We start from the raw sequence: 15,354 nt of genomic DNA on the forward strand, positions 1-15,354 counted from the left end.
CCTCATAACTTCGAACCGAGCGCTCGGGCGACGTGGAGCCCGCTCGTCATCGCCCCGATCGTCCCGGCACCTGGAAACACCGTGTCGCCGCAAACGTAAAAATTCGGAAGGTTCGTCCGATAGCTCGCCGCATGGAATAACGCTTGTTGCGGTGTTTGGGCATATCCACCGACCGCACCGTGCGGACGTTTCGTATATTTCACCCATGCCCCCGGTCCGCCCGGAAGCAACACCGACGATGTGCCGGTCCAACTCGGGAACGCCCGTCGCACTGCCTTGACGAGGCGCTCGGTCCATTCTGTCTCTAGTTTCTCATACGTCTCCTTGTCTTTCCAAGCCTGCCACTCCGACAAATCGATATGGGTCGAGACGGTCAACGTTCGTTCCGACCGTTCGGTCCGGCGCGTATCGTCCGTAGCCGACATCGAAATGAAGGCGTGACCTGACGGCAAATCATCACTATATACTTGTTGGAAGAGCGGACGTCCCGTGCACGCCGCTTCCGGTAACGTGACGTAAAGACTGAACGTCCCCCATTGCGACCGTTCTAGTTGACGGCCGTACTGTCTATGGAACTGTCGAGCCGCTTGTCCCGTGACCAACTGGGCGGTCGCCTCGAGCGGGATGGCCGACACGACGACATTGACGAGGTCGAGCCGGCCCCGGCGATCGGTCAACAACCAACCGTCAGCAATCCGCTCGATTTTAACAATTTGTCGTCCGAGAATCGTTTTTCCATCGTCTCTTCGAATCGACCGCTCCAACGCGTGGGCGAGTGTGTACAATCCCCCATCGACGTAATATGCTCCCTCATGGTAAATGGATAAAGCGACGGCCGCGAGCAAATGGCTCGCCTCGCGGGCACCAGTCTGCAAGCTATCGAGCAAAATCCCGTCGATAACCCGCTCGAACGCAGTCCCGTTCAATCGATGCCGTTTTAACGTTGTACCGAGTGGTCGATACAGCTTCCGGAACGACCGGAGCTGTGCCGGTCGAAACGCTCGTATCGCAACCGATGCGTCACGAATCGTTCGAAACGGCAACGCCGGTAGCGTCTCAAACAAAGGACGGATCGTCTCGAAATCGGTCCACACTTCATTCAAAAAAGCACGAATTCGCGGAGCGAGCTCTGGAAATATCGACTCAAGTTCTGCTAAAAACAGATCCCGGTCTTGAAGATAATGGACAGTCTGTCCGTCGAGATGAATCTGCATCACCTCGGTTAACGGGCGAACGTCAATCGTTTCACCTAAGTAGGACAAGACTCGCTCATGCAGGCCGCCCGGTTCAAATCCCATCCCGAGCGTCGCCCCGGCCGGGAACCGATAGTCCCCCCGTTCGAATTTCCCGGCACAACCACCCCATTCTCGTGACGACTCGTATACGGTCACGTCATGGCCGATTCGGCTCGCTAACGCACCCGTCGTCAATCCGGCAACTCCTCCACCGATAATCCCGATTCGCATGTTAATCCCCTCCTGCCTTCATCATACATGGCTTCCCGAAATCCGAGACATTTCAACGTGTTCCGTAGACATATTTCACCGGTCAGGCAGGGTTCTGCCGGTAGATGGCGAAAAAATCGATAAAGGACAGGTGAAACCATATGCGAAGTCGGGTCATCATTTATCTGCTCATTCCAATCTTGATTTTTATCGGTATTTTGATTACACCTCCATCAGAAGAATCACAAAAAGTCGCCACCATGACGGCTGTCAACATTCAAGAGATGATTCCGTATGAACGCGAGTACACGGCACAAAAAGTGTTACTCGAGGAAGCGAACGATGGCCGCGAGGCGATGATCGAGGAGTGGCGGCTCGAACGCGGGGCGCGCACGACTTATAGTTACGTGTTGCGACTTCAGGGGTTCGATACGGTGATTCAAGTTGATGCTGGGGCGGCCAACACACGCTCGGACGGCTATTATGCCATGCAGGCGCACAGCCCCGTCTTTGAAGCGGACGAACCGCTGTCGATCGGTTATCCGATTGTGCTCTTCGCTAGCGAGCAGCGGCTCGTACTGAACCAGATGGAAGTACGCGTCCTATACGAAGAGGACGGTGTCATTGAAAAATGGCGTATCCTAGAATCCACAGAATCTTAATGAAGGCGGAACTAATATGAATCTCACATTTCAACGGGCAACCGAATCACAACAAGCCGAAATTTATGCACTTGCAGGCGTCAATCGTGAGGAAGCGACCAACCACGTGTCGACTGATAGCCGAGAAAAGATGATTGAAGCGTACGAACATTCTGCAAAGTTCGGTGCTTATTTTCTCTGTCTCGTCGATGACGAGACACTCATCGGCTGGACGCAAATCGACAAAGCGTTCGATTATTTGACGGGTGCGGAGGTCGGTTGGGTGAACGACCTATATATCAAACCCGTTTTTCGCGGGCACGGTTATGCCAAATTATTGATGCAAGAGGCGCTCGCCACGTTCAAACAAATGGGCTATACCGACGTGCGCTTGAACGTGTATGCGCATAATCAAACAGCGATGCATCTATATGAACAACTTGGCTTCTCCGACGTCAGCAAGTTCATGAAAATTGACATATGAGAGGCGAGACGTCATGCAAAAAATATTATTAATCGGTTCAGGCGGTTCGGGCAAGTCGACACTCGCCCGCGAGTTGGGCGCCCGACTCGGAATCGATGTTCATCACCTCGACGCGTTACTATGGAAGCCGAATTGGACACCCGCCACGCGACAAGAACAAATTAGAACGCAGTCCGCATTGATTGGACGCGATTCATGGATCATCGACGGCAATTATGGGGGCACGCTCGACTTGCGCCTTCATGCTGCCGACACGATTGTATTTCTCGACTTGCCGAGGATCATTTGTACGTATCGCGTCTTGAAGCGCATGCTTTCCTATCGTGGCAAGACACGTCCGGACATGGGACCAGGTTGTGAGGAACGGTTTGACCCGAAGTTCTTGAAATGGGTGTGGGATTATCCAAAGTCGCAGCGACCAGCGATTTTGCAACGTTTACACAAACTTGAATCCGAAAAAGACATCATTGTCCTGCGTTCACGGGCCGAAGTCCGTCGTTTCGTAGCGAATTAACTGGAGGCAAATAAATAAATCCAATTCTCGCAGAAATCGGGACCGTCTTTATTCCCGTCCGAGACGTTGCGACGTCACGGGACTGGTACTGTCAGCTATTCGATTTACCAGCAGATGGGCAGATTTTGTTCGGTCATCTCTATGTCGTTCCGCTCGACGGACCGAATCTCGTGCTGGATAGTAAGATATTTTCTGAAAGGAACGTCCTGAAAACTCCACTGTTTCATTTGAACACAACGGATATTCATCAGGCGTATGCGCACATGGAGCAACGACAAATTGACATTGTAACCCCGATTGAACACGACCATTGGTTTAATTTCAAAGACCCGGATGGAAACGTCCTGATGATGTGCCAATGCTGACGGGGGCTACGTAGGTTTCATGAATGGCTTGTCCGATGAGGAGGCGAATGCCTATTGGAACAGCGTGTTATCGCCGGACGTCCATTTGTTGATTGCCGCACTTCTACTTGAAAGGAGTACATAATGCCTTCTAAAATTGACCCGCTCGAAGCGGCACATCACTTTATCTCTACACATTTCCCCTACTGTCAGGCCGCGTTGCTCGCCGGGAGTGTCGTCCGTGGTGAGGCGACCGAGACGTCGGATTTAGACATCATCATCTTCGACGACACCCTCGTCTCGTCTTATCGAGAATCGTTCATCGAGTCCGGATGGCCCATCGAACTATTCGCCCATAACTTGACGTCGTATCGTACTTTCTTCGAACAGGATTGCCAGCGTGCCATTCCATCGTTACCGAGAATGATCATCGAAGGCATCGTCTTGAAGGACATAGACATCGTCGAAGACATCAAACGTGAAGCGAGAGCGTTGCTCGACAGCGGGCCGGAGGCTTGGTCGGACGAGACGATTGAGTTGAAACGATACTTTCTGACCGATGCACTCGATGACTTGATTGGATGTACCCGTCGCTCGGAAGGACTGTTCATCGCCGCAAAAATCGGTGAGCTCACGGCTGAGTTCATATTGCGTACGAACAAAAAATGGATTGGTTCATCGAAATGGACTTATCGTTCGCTTGAACAATTTGATGCGTCAGCCGCACGTCAACTCACTGGCGCCCTTGAGGCGTATTATCAAACGAACGAAACCGACGCGCTCATCCGTTACGTCGATGAGACGCTCTCCCCGTTAAGCGGCCGGTTGTTCGTCGGATTCAGCCGCGGGAAATCAAACGAAACGTGAGGGGCCTCCATGTTCTTTCTACAAATGTCCGGTTTTCCCGGATCAGGTAAGTCGACGCTGTCTCGGGAAATCGCCCGACGACTGGATGCGGTCATCGTCGATCACGATGTCACGAAGACGGCACTGCTCGAATTAACCGCACAACATTCGCTCGACCCGGAGCTGGCCGGAAGAGTCGCCTATGATCTCGACTGGGCGCTCGTCGAGTTCCATCTGTCTTTAGGACGGAATGTCATTCTAGATAGCCCCTGTCTGTATGGCGTAATGATTGACCGCGGCCTGGCGATGACGGCAAATAGCGGAGCCACGTATCGTTACGTCGAGTGTCTCGTCGACGACGTCGATGAAATCAATCGTCGCTTGCGCGAGCGCGAGCGAAAGCTCAGTCAAATCAGGAGCGTGTCACCAGAAGATTTTTATCGGACTGTCACAGCCAGTAAAAGACCTGCACATATGCATACGCTTACAATCGATACGAATCGCCCCCTCGAGACGTACTTGCCTGACGTCATCGCCTATCTTCAAGGGATTGATAGACCACCTGATGCATCCTGCGACTTTTGACCGGATGCATTTTTTTAAACTTTTTTGTATTTTTATGCTTTACAATTAATAATCATACATATACACTTAGTCTCATATCTTGAAGGAGGAATTCATACATGAAAAAGTGGTTCATTACAGGGGGATTAGTGGCAAGTGAATTATTAGCAGGATGTAGCCAAGAGACGACGGGCGAAGAGAAAAAGACACTCGTCATGGGGACGAGCGCCGATTACTTCCCGTATGAGTTTGTCGATACGGCGAACGGGGACGAGATTGTCGGATTTGATATCGAGATTGCCGAAACGGTCACGGAACGCCTCGGCTACGAACTCAAAATTGAAGACATGGACTTCGGTAGCCTGCTCGGGGCACTAAACGCCGGACGTGTCGACTTCGTTATGGCCGGTATGACGCCGACCGAAGAGCGGAAAGAAAATGCCGCCTTCTCGGATATCTACTTGTCGGCGACGAACTTAGTCATGACGAAAGATGAGTCACTCGAATCGATCGAAGCGCTCGCCGGCAAGAAAATCGGTGTCCAAACGGCTTCGATTCAAGAAAACATCGCCAAAGACCAAGCTCCGGAGGCAGAGCTCGTCTCATTGAATAAGATTCCAGAGATCGTCCAAGAGTTGAATACGGGTCGGATCGACGCGATGGTCATCGAGGACACGGTCGCCCAAAAATACTTGGATCAAGACGCAGGGCTCTATACGTTCGCGCTTAAAGAAGATGGCGAGAAAGGTTCTGCAGCCGCCTTTAAATTGGAGGATGACCTTCGCGATCAGTTCAACGAGGAGTTGAACAAGATGATTGACTCAGGTGAAATCGACAAACTCGCCAAAAAATGGTTCTCGATGGAGCCGACGGAATGAGACCAGTCTCGTTGCCAATTTATCCAGTCACCTATCCAGAAGGTAACCGTTTGAATCAAAACGAGAGTCAGTTCCCGGTGCCGTCCCGCCTGTATGACCAGCTCGCGACGATCTCGTTCCAAGACTTACATGAGTATCCGGTCCAACCGATTGACGAGTTGTTCACCCGTTATGCAGCCTACGCCGGTGTCGAGCCGAATCAATTGCTAGTCGGTTGCGGCAGTGACGAGATGATTCACGTCGTCACCCAGGCGCTGTTGGCACCGGAAGACGTCGTCTTGTCACCGAGCCCGGATTTCGCACTCTATCCGATTTTCACAACGATCGCGCACGGTCGTCACGTGCAAGCCGATGACCTGTCGTATGACGCACTCGTCCAGGCGATCACGAAACACACACCGAAGCTGTTGCTGTTGTCGAACCCGAACAATCCGACCGGAAAATTGTGGAGCGTCGCTGAATTGACCGAACTAGCGGGACTCGTGCCGTACTTGATCGTCGACGAGGCGTATATCGACTTCACGCCGGCGTCGAGTATGGTGGCTCACCTTGATTCATTCACGAATGTGATCGTGTTGCGGACGTTATCGAAGGCGTTTGGCCTGGCCAACGTCCGCCTCGGTTTCATGGTGACGACGACTGAACTCGTCGCTTACTTCCGTCAGTTCGTCCCGCCGTTCAACATTAGCGGCGTCAGTGCGAAAATCGCCAACATGTTCTTACAAGATGTGACGTATCTCGATGAGGCCATCGCTTGGCACGCCGACATGCGTGGACAGTGGACCGACTTGTTCGCCACGATTGGACACGTCCATCCCGCCGAGGCGAACTTCATTTACGTCACGCTTGATGAGCCGGAAGCCGTTTGGGCTCACCTCGCCGCGCATGGGGTTCACACGTCCCGGCAACCGAATGGGATTCGCATCACCCTCGGCAGTGAATCTGCTCTTGAAGCAGCACGTCAGGCACTAGTCACCTACGCGTCACAACCGACAGTATAAACAAACGACCCGACATCACGACGGGTCGTTTCGTCATGGTATGAACTTGAGCACTTTTGCTGGATTCCCCCCGACGACGGCACGAGCTGGCACATCTTTCGTCACAATGGCGCCAGAGGCGATAACGGCATCGTCACCGACCGTCACCCCTGGATTCAAGATGGCTCCGCCGCCAATCCATACCCGATGTCCGACCGTTACCGGCTTCCCGTATTCAAGGCCCGAGATTCGTTCGATCGGGTCGAGCGGATGCGTCGCCGTATAGACGTGCACACCTGGACCGAGCATACAATCGTCACCGAATGTGATCGGACAGATGTCGAGGAATACGCAGTCAAAGTTGGCGAAGAACCGTTCTCCGAGATGAATGTTATAGCCGTAGTCGCATTTGAACGTCGGTTCCAGATAAAACGAACCTCCGGTCGACCCGAACAGCTCCGCTAACAAGGCTTTGCGGATATCCAGTTCATCGATGCCAGACCGATTGAACCGTTCCGTTAAACGTCTGGCCTGACGCCGGTCGGCGACGAGCTCGTCGTCCCCGGCCATATAAAGTTCGCCTCGAATCATCTTTTCTTTTTCTGTCATCTGCTTCTCCCCCTTTTCTTTTTTTAGTATAGAGGAATTTCTGACCAAACGGGGAATAGGAACATGACGAATTAGAGGAGGAATAGACAGATGAAACGAATTCTTGATTGCAGAGCCAGTGATTTCTTGACGTTCAATCGTTCGGATTTGATTGGATCGATTCGGAAAGCCGAGGGGCGGACCGTCCTCGCCGAGGTCATCCCGACCGTGCAGCCGCTCTATCCAGAAGTGACGAACGCCGAACTCGCTCGAGCGTTCGGAGCCGATATGATTCTATTGAATATGCTCGACGTGTTCCACCCGTACATAAAGGGTCTCGAAAGCCACGCCTTGTTCGGTAACGTACCGGGCGAGACAATGTCTGACAATCCGATAATGGAATTGAAGCGGCTCGTCGGTTTGCCGATTGGGGTCAACCTCGAACCAGTCGACTTTTCCGAGAAATCGGAGGACATGTATGACGTGAAACAAGGACGGCTCGCGACACGGGAGGCATTCGCCAGAGCGTCCGAGCTTGGCATCGACTTCATTTGCTTGACCGGAAACCCGAATACCGGGGTGACAAATGAGGCAATCGAGCAAGCCATCATCAACGCGCGCCAAGAGTTCGCTGGGGTCATCATCGCCGGCAAGATGCACCAAGCCGGTGTCGGCCGAGTGCTCGATCAAGAGGCGTATGTCCGCTTTGCTGAGGCCGGGGCCGACATTATCTTGATTCCAGCGCCCGGCACCGTTCCTGGCGTCCGCGAAAATGAATTCTATGAAGTCACGCGCGAGATTCAGGCGTTGGATAAACTCGTTCTCGCCGCCATCGGTACGTCGCAAGAAGGGTCAGATGAAGCGACGATTCGTGACATCGCCTTGTCCTCGAAGCGCGGCGGGACGGATATCTTCCATATCGGCGATGCCGGATTGTCCGGAATCGCCACGCCGGAGAACATTCAGGCGTTATCAATCGCCATCCGGGGACGGCGCCATACGTATATTCGCATGGCCGCCTCGGTCAACCGCTAATCAAAAGGAACGAAGCCGTTTGTGGCTTCGTTCCTTTTGTGTTACCAGTCCGTGACGTCACGGCGTGGTTTAGCCGGAGTCGTCGTCCCATGTCGTTTGGCGAGGAGCGTCTCGACGTCTTGTAACGATACGCCTTTGGCGGCGAGCAAGACGAGCAAGTGGTACAAGAGATCGGCCGACTCTTCGACTAAATCTTCATCGTTCAGTGCCGCGATGACGACTTCGAACGACTCTTCCCCAAACTTCTTGGCAATCTTGTCGACACCTTGGTCGAATAGATAAGACGTATAAGACCCTTCTTTCGGTGACGCCTGTCGTTCTTGAATCAACTTCTCTAATTCGTGAATCATCCTTCCACCTCCGTGAAAAAGCAGCTTCGATTTCCCGTATGACATGTCGGTCCATTGGCACGGACACGTACCAAGAGTGCGTCTTGGTCACAATCGACGTGGATGCTTTCGAGCTCGAGCGTATTTCCGCTCGACTCCCCTTTCATCCAGAGTCGCCCTTTCGAACGTGACCAGAACGTGACTGTGTTCGTCTCGAGCGTCTTTTGAATCGCCTCATCGTTCATATAGCCTAACATGAGGACGGCGTCGTCCGCTGTCGACACGATGATGGCTGGAATCAATCCGTTTGCGTCGTAACGAACCGCATCGGCAAGTTGTGCTCGTTGCATACGTTCTTCACCTCTTCCACTGTCGTTTTCCGGTCATGCAAAATCGAGGCGAGTAGCGCCGCATCGACCTTCTCGAGCGCGTCGACGACATGATTCGCGTTCCCGGCACCGCCAGAGGCGATAATCGGGATATCGACGGCGTCCCGGAGCAAATCAAGGATTCGCAAATCGTAGCCGCTCTGCTTTCCGTCCTGATTCATCGACGTGACGAGCAGTTCACCCGCCCCAAGTGCAGCCACTTGCTTTGCCCAATCGACGGCCCGCAACTCGGTCCGGTTCTTCCCACCATACGTATAGACGAAGTAATCATCGTCCTCAAACTTGACGTCGATGGCGATGACGATACATTGTGACCCGAACCGCTCGGCCGCTCGTTTAATCAAATCGGGTGATTCGACGGCGAGCGTGTTGAGCGACACTTTATCGGCCCCGGCTTTTAAGAGCGAGGAAATATCCTCCAGCGACCGAATACCGCCACCGACCGTGAGCGGAATAAACACTTTCCGGGCGACGGCACTGACGACGTCAAGCATCGTCTGGCGGCGTTCCGTACTCGCAGTGATATCTAGAAACACGAGCTCATCCGCACCGGATGCGTCATAATACTTAGCAATCTCGACCGGGTCGCCGATATCCCGGAGTGCCACGAACTCGATTCCTTTGACGACACGACCGTCTTTCACATCAAGACACGGAATAATGCGACGTTTAAGCATGGCGCGCCTCCCACTCAATCAAGTCATCGAGGCTGACTTGTCCGGAAAGTAGTGCCTTCCCGACGACCGCTTCGTCGATACCGGCCGCTTGAAGTGCTTCGACATCAGCCTCGGTCGTCACACCTCCCGAAGCGATGAGCGTGACTGAAACAGCCTCACGCAGCGCCTTCATCCGCTCGAGATTCGGTCCGTTCAACTTCCCGTCCGACCCGATATCCGTATAGAGAATCGTTTTGACACCACGGTCAACGAGCCCTTTCGCGGCATCGATATCTTTTAAGTCGGTCGCTTCTTGCCAGCCGTTGACGGCGACGATGCCATCATAGGCATCGAGGGCGACGGCGACACGATCCCCGTACTTCGCGAGCGCCCGGTTCAAGAAATCCGAGTCTGTGAATGCTTTCGTCCCGAGCAAGACCCGGTCCGCACCGGTTGCCATGACCGCGTCGAGCGCTTCCTCGGAACGGATGCCCCCGCCAGTCTGAACGAAGAAACCGCACGTTTTGGCAAAGCGGACGACATCGAGATGTCTCGGTTCACCGGCTTTCGCCCCTTCGAGATCAATCAAGTGAAGCATCGGGACGCGCCCTTGCCACTCCTTCAATTTCTCATACGGGTCTCCGTACTGTTCTTCTGTATTGAAATCGCCTTCTGTCAAGCGGACGATTTTTCCGTCAATCAAATCAATGGCCGGTAGTAATCTCACGTTCGACCGCCTCCTTCCATTCTTTCAATAAACTGAGTCCAAACGCGCCGCTCTTCTCCGGGTGGAACTGCATCCCCGTGACGAGCCCTTTTTGCACGATGGCTGGCACGTCTTCACCCATATAATCGGCAGAGGCGATTACATTTACCGGGTCGGTCATGACGTGATACGAGTGAACGAAATAGACGTCCTCGTCTCGTAAAATCGAGTTCCAGCCGACGTGCGGCAGACGTTTCGCACGCATCCGTTCAACGCGGCCTTCAATCAAACCGAGTCCTTCTGTCGGGATCCCTTCCGTGCTCGACTCGAATAAGAGTTGCATGCCAAGGCAAATGCCAAGGAACGGCTTCTCCTGTGCCGAGCGCTTTAACAACGGAATCAGTCCCGTCTCGTTCAGCGATTGCATCGCCTGCGGGAATGCGCCGACGCCCGGAAGCAAGATGGCGTCAGCTGCCTCGATGTCGACAGGATTGTTCGTGATGGTAACGTAACAGCCGATGGCTTGGAGCGCCCGTTCGACATTGAATACGTTGCCCATTCCATAATCGATGACCGCGACCTTCATCCTTCGATCAGTCCTTTCGTCGATGGGAGTCGATTCGATCCGTCTTGCCCGATTGCTTCAGCGAGGGCGCGACCGAACGCTTTGAACAGCCCTTCAATCATATGGTGCGAGTTCGACCCGTAGAGCACCTCAAGATGAAGCGTTAAGCGGGCGTTCATCGCCACGGCCCGGAAAAACTCTTCGGCGAGCTCGGTATCAAAGTCCCCGAGTTTCGGATTTTTGATTTCGGTCCGGTAGACGAGGAACGGACGGCCGGACACGTCGACGACGGCACGCGCGAGCGTCTCATCCATCGGCAAATAACTCGTGCCGTAGCGGCGGATACCGATTTTGTCACCGAGCGCTTGATTGATCATCTGCCCGAGGGCGATTCCGACGTCTTCGACCGTATGGTGAGCGTCGACCCACGTATCCCCTTCGACATGGACCGTCAAATCGATTTGGCTGTGGAACGCGAACAGTGTCAGCATGTGGTCAAAGAAGCCGACGCCTGTCTTAACGTCACTCTGCCCCGTCCCATTCAAATCAAGCTTGAGCTCAATGTTCGTCTCTTTTGTCTCTCGTTTCGTCTCAGCTGTTCTCAAGTGAAGTCACCTCTTCTATCGTTTGTTGAAGCAAGCGGTATGCCTCGTCCGTACCCGCACTGACACGAAGCCCGTCTGCGAACGCGCGAACGTGCACGTCTTTTTCAAGGAATCGGGCGGCCCAGGCTTCGCTGTCCGGTGTCTCGACGTATAGGAAATTAGCACGGCTTGGCAAGACGTTCCCAATCGGTGCGAGCAACGTCTCAAGCTTTTGTCGCTGCGTTTGATGGAAGTTGATCGACTCATCGATATAAGCGGAGTCGTTCAAGACGACCGTCGCCACGGCCGCACTCAGCCCGCTCACATTGAATGGCGAGCGGAACCGGTCAATCTTCTCGACTAAGCGCTCGTCGGCAATCATGAAGCCGATGCGCAGATTCGCGAGTCCGAACGCTTTCGATAACGTCCGGAGAATGATGACGTTCGCGTGATCCGCTAGGCGGTCTTTGAATGAATCTTCCATCGTGAAATCGATATACGCTTCGTCGACGACCAAATACGGGACTCGACTGGCAATCCTCTCAAGATCATCGAGCGACCACATCTTTCCGGTCGGGTTGTTCGGGTTCGATATGAGGACAAGTTTCGGCCGTTCCGCCTCAATCGTCTGCATGAGCGCCTCGAACGACAATCCGTCCGTATCCGGCTGTACGAAATTCCCGCGGGCGATGTGCGTATAAATCCCATACATCGAAAAGTCTGGAATCGGTGCGGCGACGACATCGTCGGCATCGAGAATGGCCTGACAGAGAATCGCGAGCAATTCATCGCTGCCACTGCCGACCATGAGTTGCTGCGGGCTCACACCGGCATACGCCGCATAGCTTTGTTTAAGCGCCGTCAACTCGTCGACCGGATAATGGCTCAAGTCGAGCGGAAGCTCTCGGATAGCCGTCTTTAAGCGCTCTGGGAAGACATATTGGCTTTCGTTTTGATTCAACGCGTGCCCTTTGACCGCATGCGGAACGTAGCGTGGAATCGTCTCATAGTTCAGTCTCATACGTCCTCCAATCGGACCGCCATCGCCCGGGCGTGGCCGTCAAGTTGTTCTTGTTGCGCGATTCGAATCGCGGCACGCGTGATGCGCTCATCGAGTTCTGTCATTTGCAGGAATGTCTGGCGTCGGTAAAAATCATCGACCGAGAGACCGCTCGAGAAACGGGCCGTCCCGCTCGTCGGCAGGACATGGTTCGGTCCAGCGATGTAATCCCCAAACGCCTCCGCCGCTTCATGACCGAGGAAGAACGACCCAGCGTGACGGATGGCTTGCATGTAATCTTCCGGGTCGGCGACGGCGAGTTGGACGTGTTCAGCCGCCATCTCGTTCGCATACCGAATCGCCTCATCCTTCGTCTTCACGAGGACACCCCCGCGCTTCATCGCCTCTATCGCAATGTCACGCCGGGGTAATTCAGCCAATTGTCGCTCTAATTCTTGTCGAATCGCTTCGGCCAATTCGTCAGTCGTGACGAGCGCAAGTGCCGTCGCTTCGACATCGTGTTCGGCTTGGGCGAGCAAATCAGCGGCGACCCATTTCGGGTTGGCCGTCTCATCGGCGATGATAAGCACCTCGGACGGTCCAGCGACCGAATCGATGCCGACGATGTGGGAGACGAGCGATTTTGCCGTCGCGACATAGGCATTCCCAGGCCCGACGATTTTATCGACCGGTTGAATCGTCTCGGTGCCGAACGCCAAGGCGGCCACGGCTTGCGCCCCGCCGACGAGATAACATTCATCCGCCCCTGCGATTTTTGCCGCAATCAATAACGACAAATCGATGCCGTCTTGTTTCGGCGGCGTCACCATGACGACTCGCTTCACGCCTGCCACTTTCGCGGGAATGATGTTCATCAACACGCTCGACGGATAGACGGCCGTCCCGCCTGGTACATACACACCGACCGAATCGAGCGCCATGAAACGACGTCCAAGCCGGAACATGCCGTCTTCGTACACGTCATCTTGACGTCGCTGGCGTTCGTGAAACGTGCGAATGCGTTCGGCGGCGAGCGTCAACGCCTCGGTCAGTTCGGCGTATGCTTCAGGCGGCGTAAAGGTCGTCAAATCGACCGTCTCAATTTTGTCGACGCCGTCAAATTTCTTCGTGAATGCGAGGAGCGCCTCGTCCCCGTTCGACTCCACGGCCTCGAGGATTGGTTTGACCACTTCAACCCAGCTTTCCCGCCGGGTCCGGTTCGTTTCAGTGCTCATTGGGCATCCTCCTTGCTCAAGCGACGAATCCACGCCTTCAATTCATCAGGATTGTTGGCGAGTGCCGCCTCACTCGTGATGAACTTGGCGTTCACCGTGAAAATCGTCTCGTATTCTTCAAGGTCGTTCGCGCGGAGCGTCGCCCCCGTCTCGACGATATCGACGATACAATCGGCGAGACCTGTGAGCGGTGCGAGTTCGACCGATCCGTTCAATGCAATCACTTCGACGTTCTGTCGTTTCGAAGCGAAATGAGAGATGGCGATATTCGGATATTTGCTCGCGACTTTCAATTTTTTCGTTCCATTCTTCCATTCTTTCGGTCCGCAGACCGCCATGCGGCAACGGCCGAACGGCAAGTCTACGACTTCAAGAACCCCCGGCGTTTTCTCTCGCAAGATGTCTCCGCCGACGACGCCGACATCAGCGGCGCCGTGAATGACATATTTGTAGACGTCATCCCCTTTAACGAAGATGAACTCATGCCCGTCGACTTCGACCGTCAGTTCACGGCCGCGCTTTTCAGGCCAAACGGTAAGTCCGACTTGTTCGAAATAGTCTCGGGCCGCTTTTTCAATGCGCCCTTTTGCGATGGCTACCTTCATAAAATCACCTCACTTAACTGTTCTAAATCAAGGGACAGGCCGAACGCTCGTCGAGATTGTCCAAAATGTCCGTATAATGAATCATAACGACCACCCGAGAGGACGCGCCGTCCGTCGATGCTTCCTGTCACCGTCAATCCTGAATAGTAATCAAAATCACCAGTCTGACCAAAGTCGTACGAGACATTCAAACCGATGGACCGTAAATGTTCGACCGCCCGTTCGACTTCATCGATTGCAGCCGTCAAGCTTGACTCCGCGACTTCACGTAACTCATCAAGTGCAGAGTCACCAATCAAGAACGGTAATTTCGCGATTAACGGGTATTGATACGTATCGGCGAGTTCTCGAAGCGATTCCAAGTTACGGAGCGCCAAATATTGGCGTAACGTCCGTTCTGGGATACCGGCTTCGTCCGCCACTGCAGCGACCAAGGCAGCCGATCCAACTTGAATCCGGAGTCCGTCTTGCGGCAGGACACGCTCGGTCATACTGAGGAACGAGGCGATCAACTCCATATCAGGAGCGTCCCCGTCAATCCATTCGAGACCGAGCTGTTGACGTTCATGCGGCTGTCCCGAATGCTTCGGGGTACGTCGGTAGACGGCACCGGCATATGCGACACGCATCGGCTCATGACCGTCCGCGAGTTTCCGTGCAATTTGTAACGTATAGTCTGGACGCATGACGAGCAACTCTCCGTCATTCCCGAACAGACGATAATAGGCCGACTCATCAAACAAGGCCAAGTCTTGATAGTGCGAATAATATTCTACGAGTGGGGGTTCGATCACGCTGTAGCCGTTCGATTCGGCTCGTTCGAGAAATGATAACATCCACTGCTTCGGACGCAGAACGTCCTCCCCTTGCAATTCGTGCCATCCTTCCGGGATGGATCCTTTTGTATTGAACCAAATCATCGATATCACCCTTTATCTCATTATCACTTTACCAAACTAAAGTAGT

At 53.8% G+C, this 15,354-nt stretch carries 21 protein-coding genes; 9 read left to right on the plus strand and 12 right to left on the minus strand.

Annotated features, from left to right (window positions below; genetic code table 11):
* Positions 1-2: 2 nt before the first annotated feature.
* Positions 3-1,466, minus strand: coding sequence for a phytoene desaturase family protein (locus tag KNP80_RS02790; protein WP_214833582.1), 1,464 nt, complete (start codon positions 1,464-1,466; stop codon positions 3-5).
* Positions 1,467-1,606: 140 nt separating this feature from the next.
* Between KNP80_RS02790 and KNP80_RS02795 the strand changes: the two genes are divergently transcribed.
* From KNP80_RS02795 to KNP80_RS02830, 8 genes are all read left to right on the plus strand, one after another.
* On the plus strand, positions 1,607-2,107 hold the full coding sequence (locus KNP80_RS02795) for a hypothetical protein (protein ID WP_214799667.1): 501 nt from the start codon (positions 1,607-1,609) through the stop codon (positions 2,105-2,107).
* Positions 2,108-2,123: 16 nt separating this feature from the next.
* Entirely contained in the window at positions 2,124-2,570 is a 447-nt protein-coding gene (locus KNP80_RS02800; RefSeq protein ID WP_021067277.1) for a GNAT family N-acetyltransferase, read from the plus strand.
* A gap of 13 nt (positions 2,571-2,583) precedes the next feature.
* Positions 2,584-3,084: a DNA topology modulation protein gene (locus KNP80_RS02805; RefSeq protein WP_214833586.1), complete on the plus strand. Its 501-nt coding sequence runs from the start codon at positions 2,584-2,586 to the stop codon at positions 3,082-3,084.
* Positions 3,085-3,119: 35 nt separating this feature from the next.
* A complete protein-coding gene (locus KNP80_RS02810; RefSeq protein ID WP_353047969.1) occupies positions 3,120-3,449 on the plus strand; it encodes a VOC family protein in 330 nt (109 codons plus the stop codon).
* 123 nt (positions 3,450-3,572) lie between these two features.
* The gene (locus KNP80_RS02815; protein ID WP_214833589.1) at positions 3,573-4,295 is read left to right on the plus strand and encodes a nucleotidyltransferase domain-containing protein; all 723 of its coding nucleotides are present in this window, start codon (positions 3,573-3,575) and stop codon (positions 4,293-4,295) included.
* Between the two features lie 9 nt (positions 4,296-4,304).
* Complete coding sequence (locus KNP80_RS02820; protein ID WP_214719721.1) at positions 4,305-4,859, plus strand: P-loop nucleotide/nucleoside kinase family protein; 555 nt, start codon at positions 4,305-4,307, stop codon at positions 4,857-4,859.
* A 98-nt stretch (positions 4,860-4,957) separates the two neighbouring features.
* Entirely contained in the window at positions 4,958-5,716 is a 759-nt protein-coding gene (locus KNP80_RS02825; protein ID WP_214833592.1) for a transporter substrate-binding domain-containing protein, read from the plus strand.
* Positions 5,713-6,717: a pyridoxal phosphate-dependent aminotransferase gene (locus tag KNP80_RS02830; protein ID WP_214833595.1), complete on the plus strand. Its 1,005-nt coding sequence runs from the start codon at positions 5,713-5,715 to the stop codon at positions 6,715-6,717. Before KNP80_RS02825 ends, KNP80_RS02830 begins: the two co-directional genes overlap by 4 nt.
* Positions 6,718-6,750: 33 nt before the next feature.
* Here KNP80_RS02830 and KNP80_RS02835 read toward each other — a convergent pair whose 3' ends face one another.
* Positions 6,751-7,305, minus strand: coding sequence for a maltose acetyltransferase domain-containing protein (locus KNP80_RS02835; RefSeq protein ID WP_214832789.1), 555 nt, complete (start codon positions 7,303-7,305; stop codon positions 6,751-6,753).
* A 90-nt stretch (positions 7,306-7,395) separates the two neighbouring features.
* Between KNP80_RS02835 and KNP80_RS02840 the strand changes: the two genes are divergently transcribed.
* On the plus strand, positions 7,396-8,319 hold the full coding sequence (locus KNP80_RS02840) for a DUF7916 family protein (protein ID WP_214833599.1): 924 nt from the start codon (positions 7,396-7,398) through the stop codon (positions 8,317-8,319).
* A 41-nt stretch (positions 8,320-8,360) separates the two neighbouring features.
* Here KNP80_RS02840 and hisE read toward each other — a convergent pair whose 3' ends face one another.
* Genes hisE through KNP80_RS02890 form a run of 10 tightly spaced genes read right to left on the minus strand, consistent with a single transcriptional unit; the run spans position 8,361 to position 15,308 of the window.
* Positions 8,361-8,669 carry a phosphoribosyl-ATP diphosphatase gene (hisE, locus tag KNP80_RS02845; protein WP_214719725.1) on the minus strand — a complete coding sequence of 103 codons (309 nt, stop codon included), beginning with the start codon at positions 8,667-8,669 and terminating at the stop codon, positions 8,361-8,363.
* On the minus strand, positions 8,666-8,998 hold the full coding sequence (gene hisI, locus KNP80_RS02850) for a phosphoribosyl-AMP cyclohydrolase (RefSeq protein ID WP_214719726.1): 333 nt from the start codon (positions 8,996-8,998) through the stop codon (positions 8,666-8,668). Before hisI ends, hisE begins: the two co-directional genes overlap by 4 nt.
* Complete coding sequence (hisF, locus tag KNP80_RS02855) at positions 8,947-9,714, minus strand: imidazole glycerol phosphate synthase subunit HisF (RefSeq protein ID WP_214719727.1); 768 nt, start codon at positions 9,712-9,714, stop codon at positions 8,947-8,949. The genes hisI and hisF overlap by 52 nt, the downstream gene beginning before the upstream one ends.
* Positions 9,707-10,420 (minus strand): 1-(5-phosphoribosyl)-5-[(5-phosphoribosylamino)methylideneamino]imidazole-4-carboxamide isomerase, encoded by a 714-nt coding sequence (gene hisA / locus KNP80_RS02860; RefSeq protein WP_214719728.1) that lies wholly within the window; start codon positions 10,418-10,420, stop codon positions 9,707-9,709. The genes hisF and hisA overlap by 8 nt, the downstream gene beginning before the upstream one ends.
* Positions 10,398-10,985 (minus strand): imidazole glycerol phosphate synthase subunit HisH, encoded by a 588-nt coding sequence (gene hisH / locus KNP80_RS02865; protein WP_214833602.1) that lies wholly within the window; start codon positions 10,983-10,985, stop codon positions 10,398-10,400. The genes hisA and hisH overlap by 23 nt, the downstream gene beginning before the upstream one ends.
* Positions 10,982-11,569: an imidazoleglycerol-phosphate dehydratase HisB gene (gene hisB, locus KNP80_RS02870; protein WP_214719730.1), complete on the minus strand. Its 588-nt coding sequence runs from the start codon at positions 11,567-11,569 to the stop codon at positions 10,982-10,984. Before hisB ends, hisH begins: the two co-directional genes overlap by 4 nt.
* On the minus strand, positions 11,556-12,569 hold the full coding sequence (locus tag KNP80_RS02875; RefSeq protein ID WP_214833605.1) for a pyridoxal phosphate-dependent aminotransferase: 1,014 nt from the start codon (positions 12,567-12,569) through the stop codon (positions 11,556-11,558). The genes hisB and KNP80_RS02875 overlap by 14 nt, the downstream gene beginning before the upstream one ends.
* Positions 12,566-13,783 (minus strand): histidinol dehydrogenase, encoded by a 1,218-nt coding sequence (gene hisD / locus KNP80_RS02880; RefSeq protein WP_214719732.1) that lies wholly within the window; start codon positions 13,781-13,783, stop codon positions 12,566-12,568. The genes KNP80_RS02875 and hisD overlap by 4 nt, the downstream gene beginning before the upstream one ends.
* Positions 13,780-14,388 (minus strand): ATP phosphoribosyltransferase, encoded by a 609-nt coding sequence (gene hisG, locus KNP80_RS02885; protein ID WP_214719733.1) that lies wholly within the window; start codon positions 14,386-14,388, stop codon positions 13,780-13,782. Before hisG ends, hisD begins: the two co-directional genes overlap by 4 nt.
* Positions 14,385-15,308 carry an ATP phosphoribosyltransferase regulatory subunit gene (locus KNP80_RS02890; protein WP_214833608.1) on the minus strand — a complete coding sequence of 308 codons (924 nt, stop codon included), beginning with the start codon at positions 15,306-15,308 and terminating at the stop codon, positions 14,385-14,387. Before KNP80_RS02890 ends, hisG begins: the two co-directional genes overlap by 4 nt.
* Positions 15,309-15,354: the final 46 nt, after the last annotated feature.

The sequence above is a fragment of the Exiguobacterium sp. E4787 genome, from assembly GCF_018618375.1.
Classification (GTDB): Bacteria; Bacillota; Bacilli; order Exiguobacteriales; family Exiguobacteriaceae; genus Exiguobacterium; species Exiguobacterium chiriqhucha.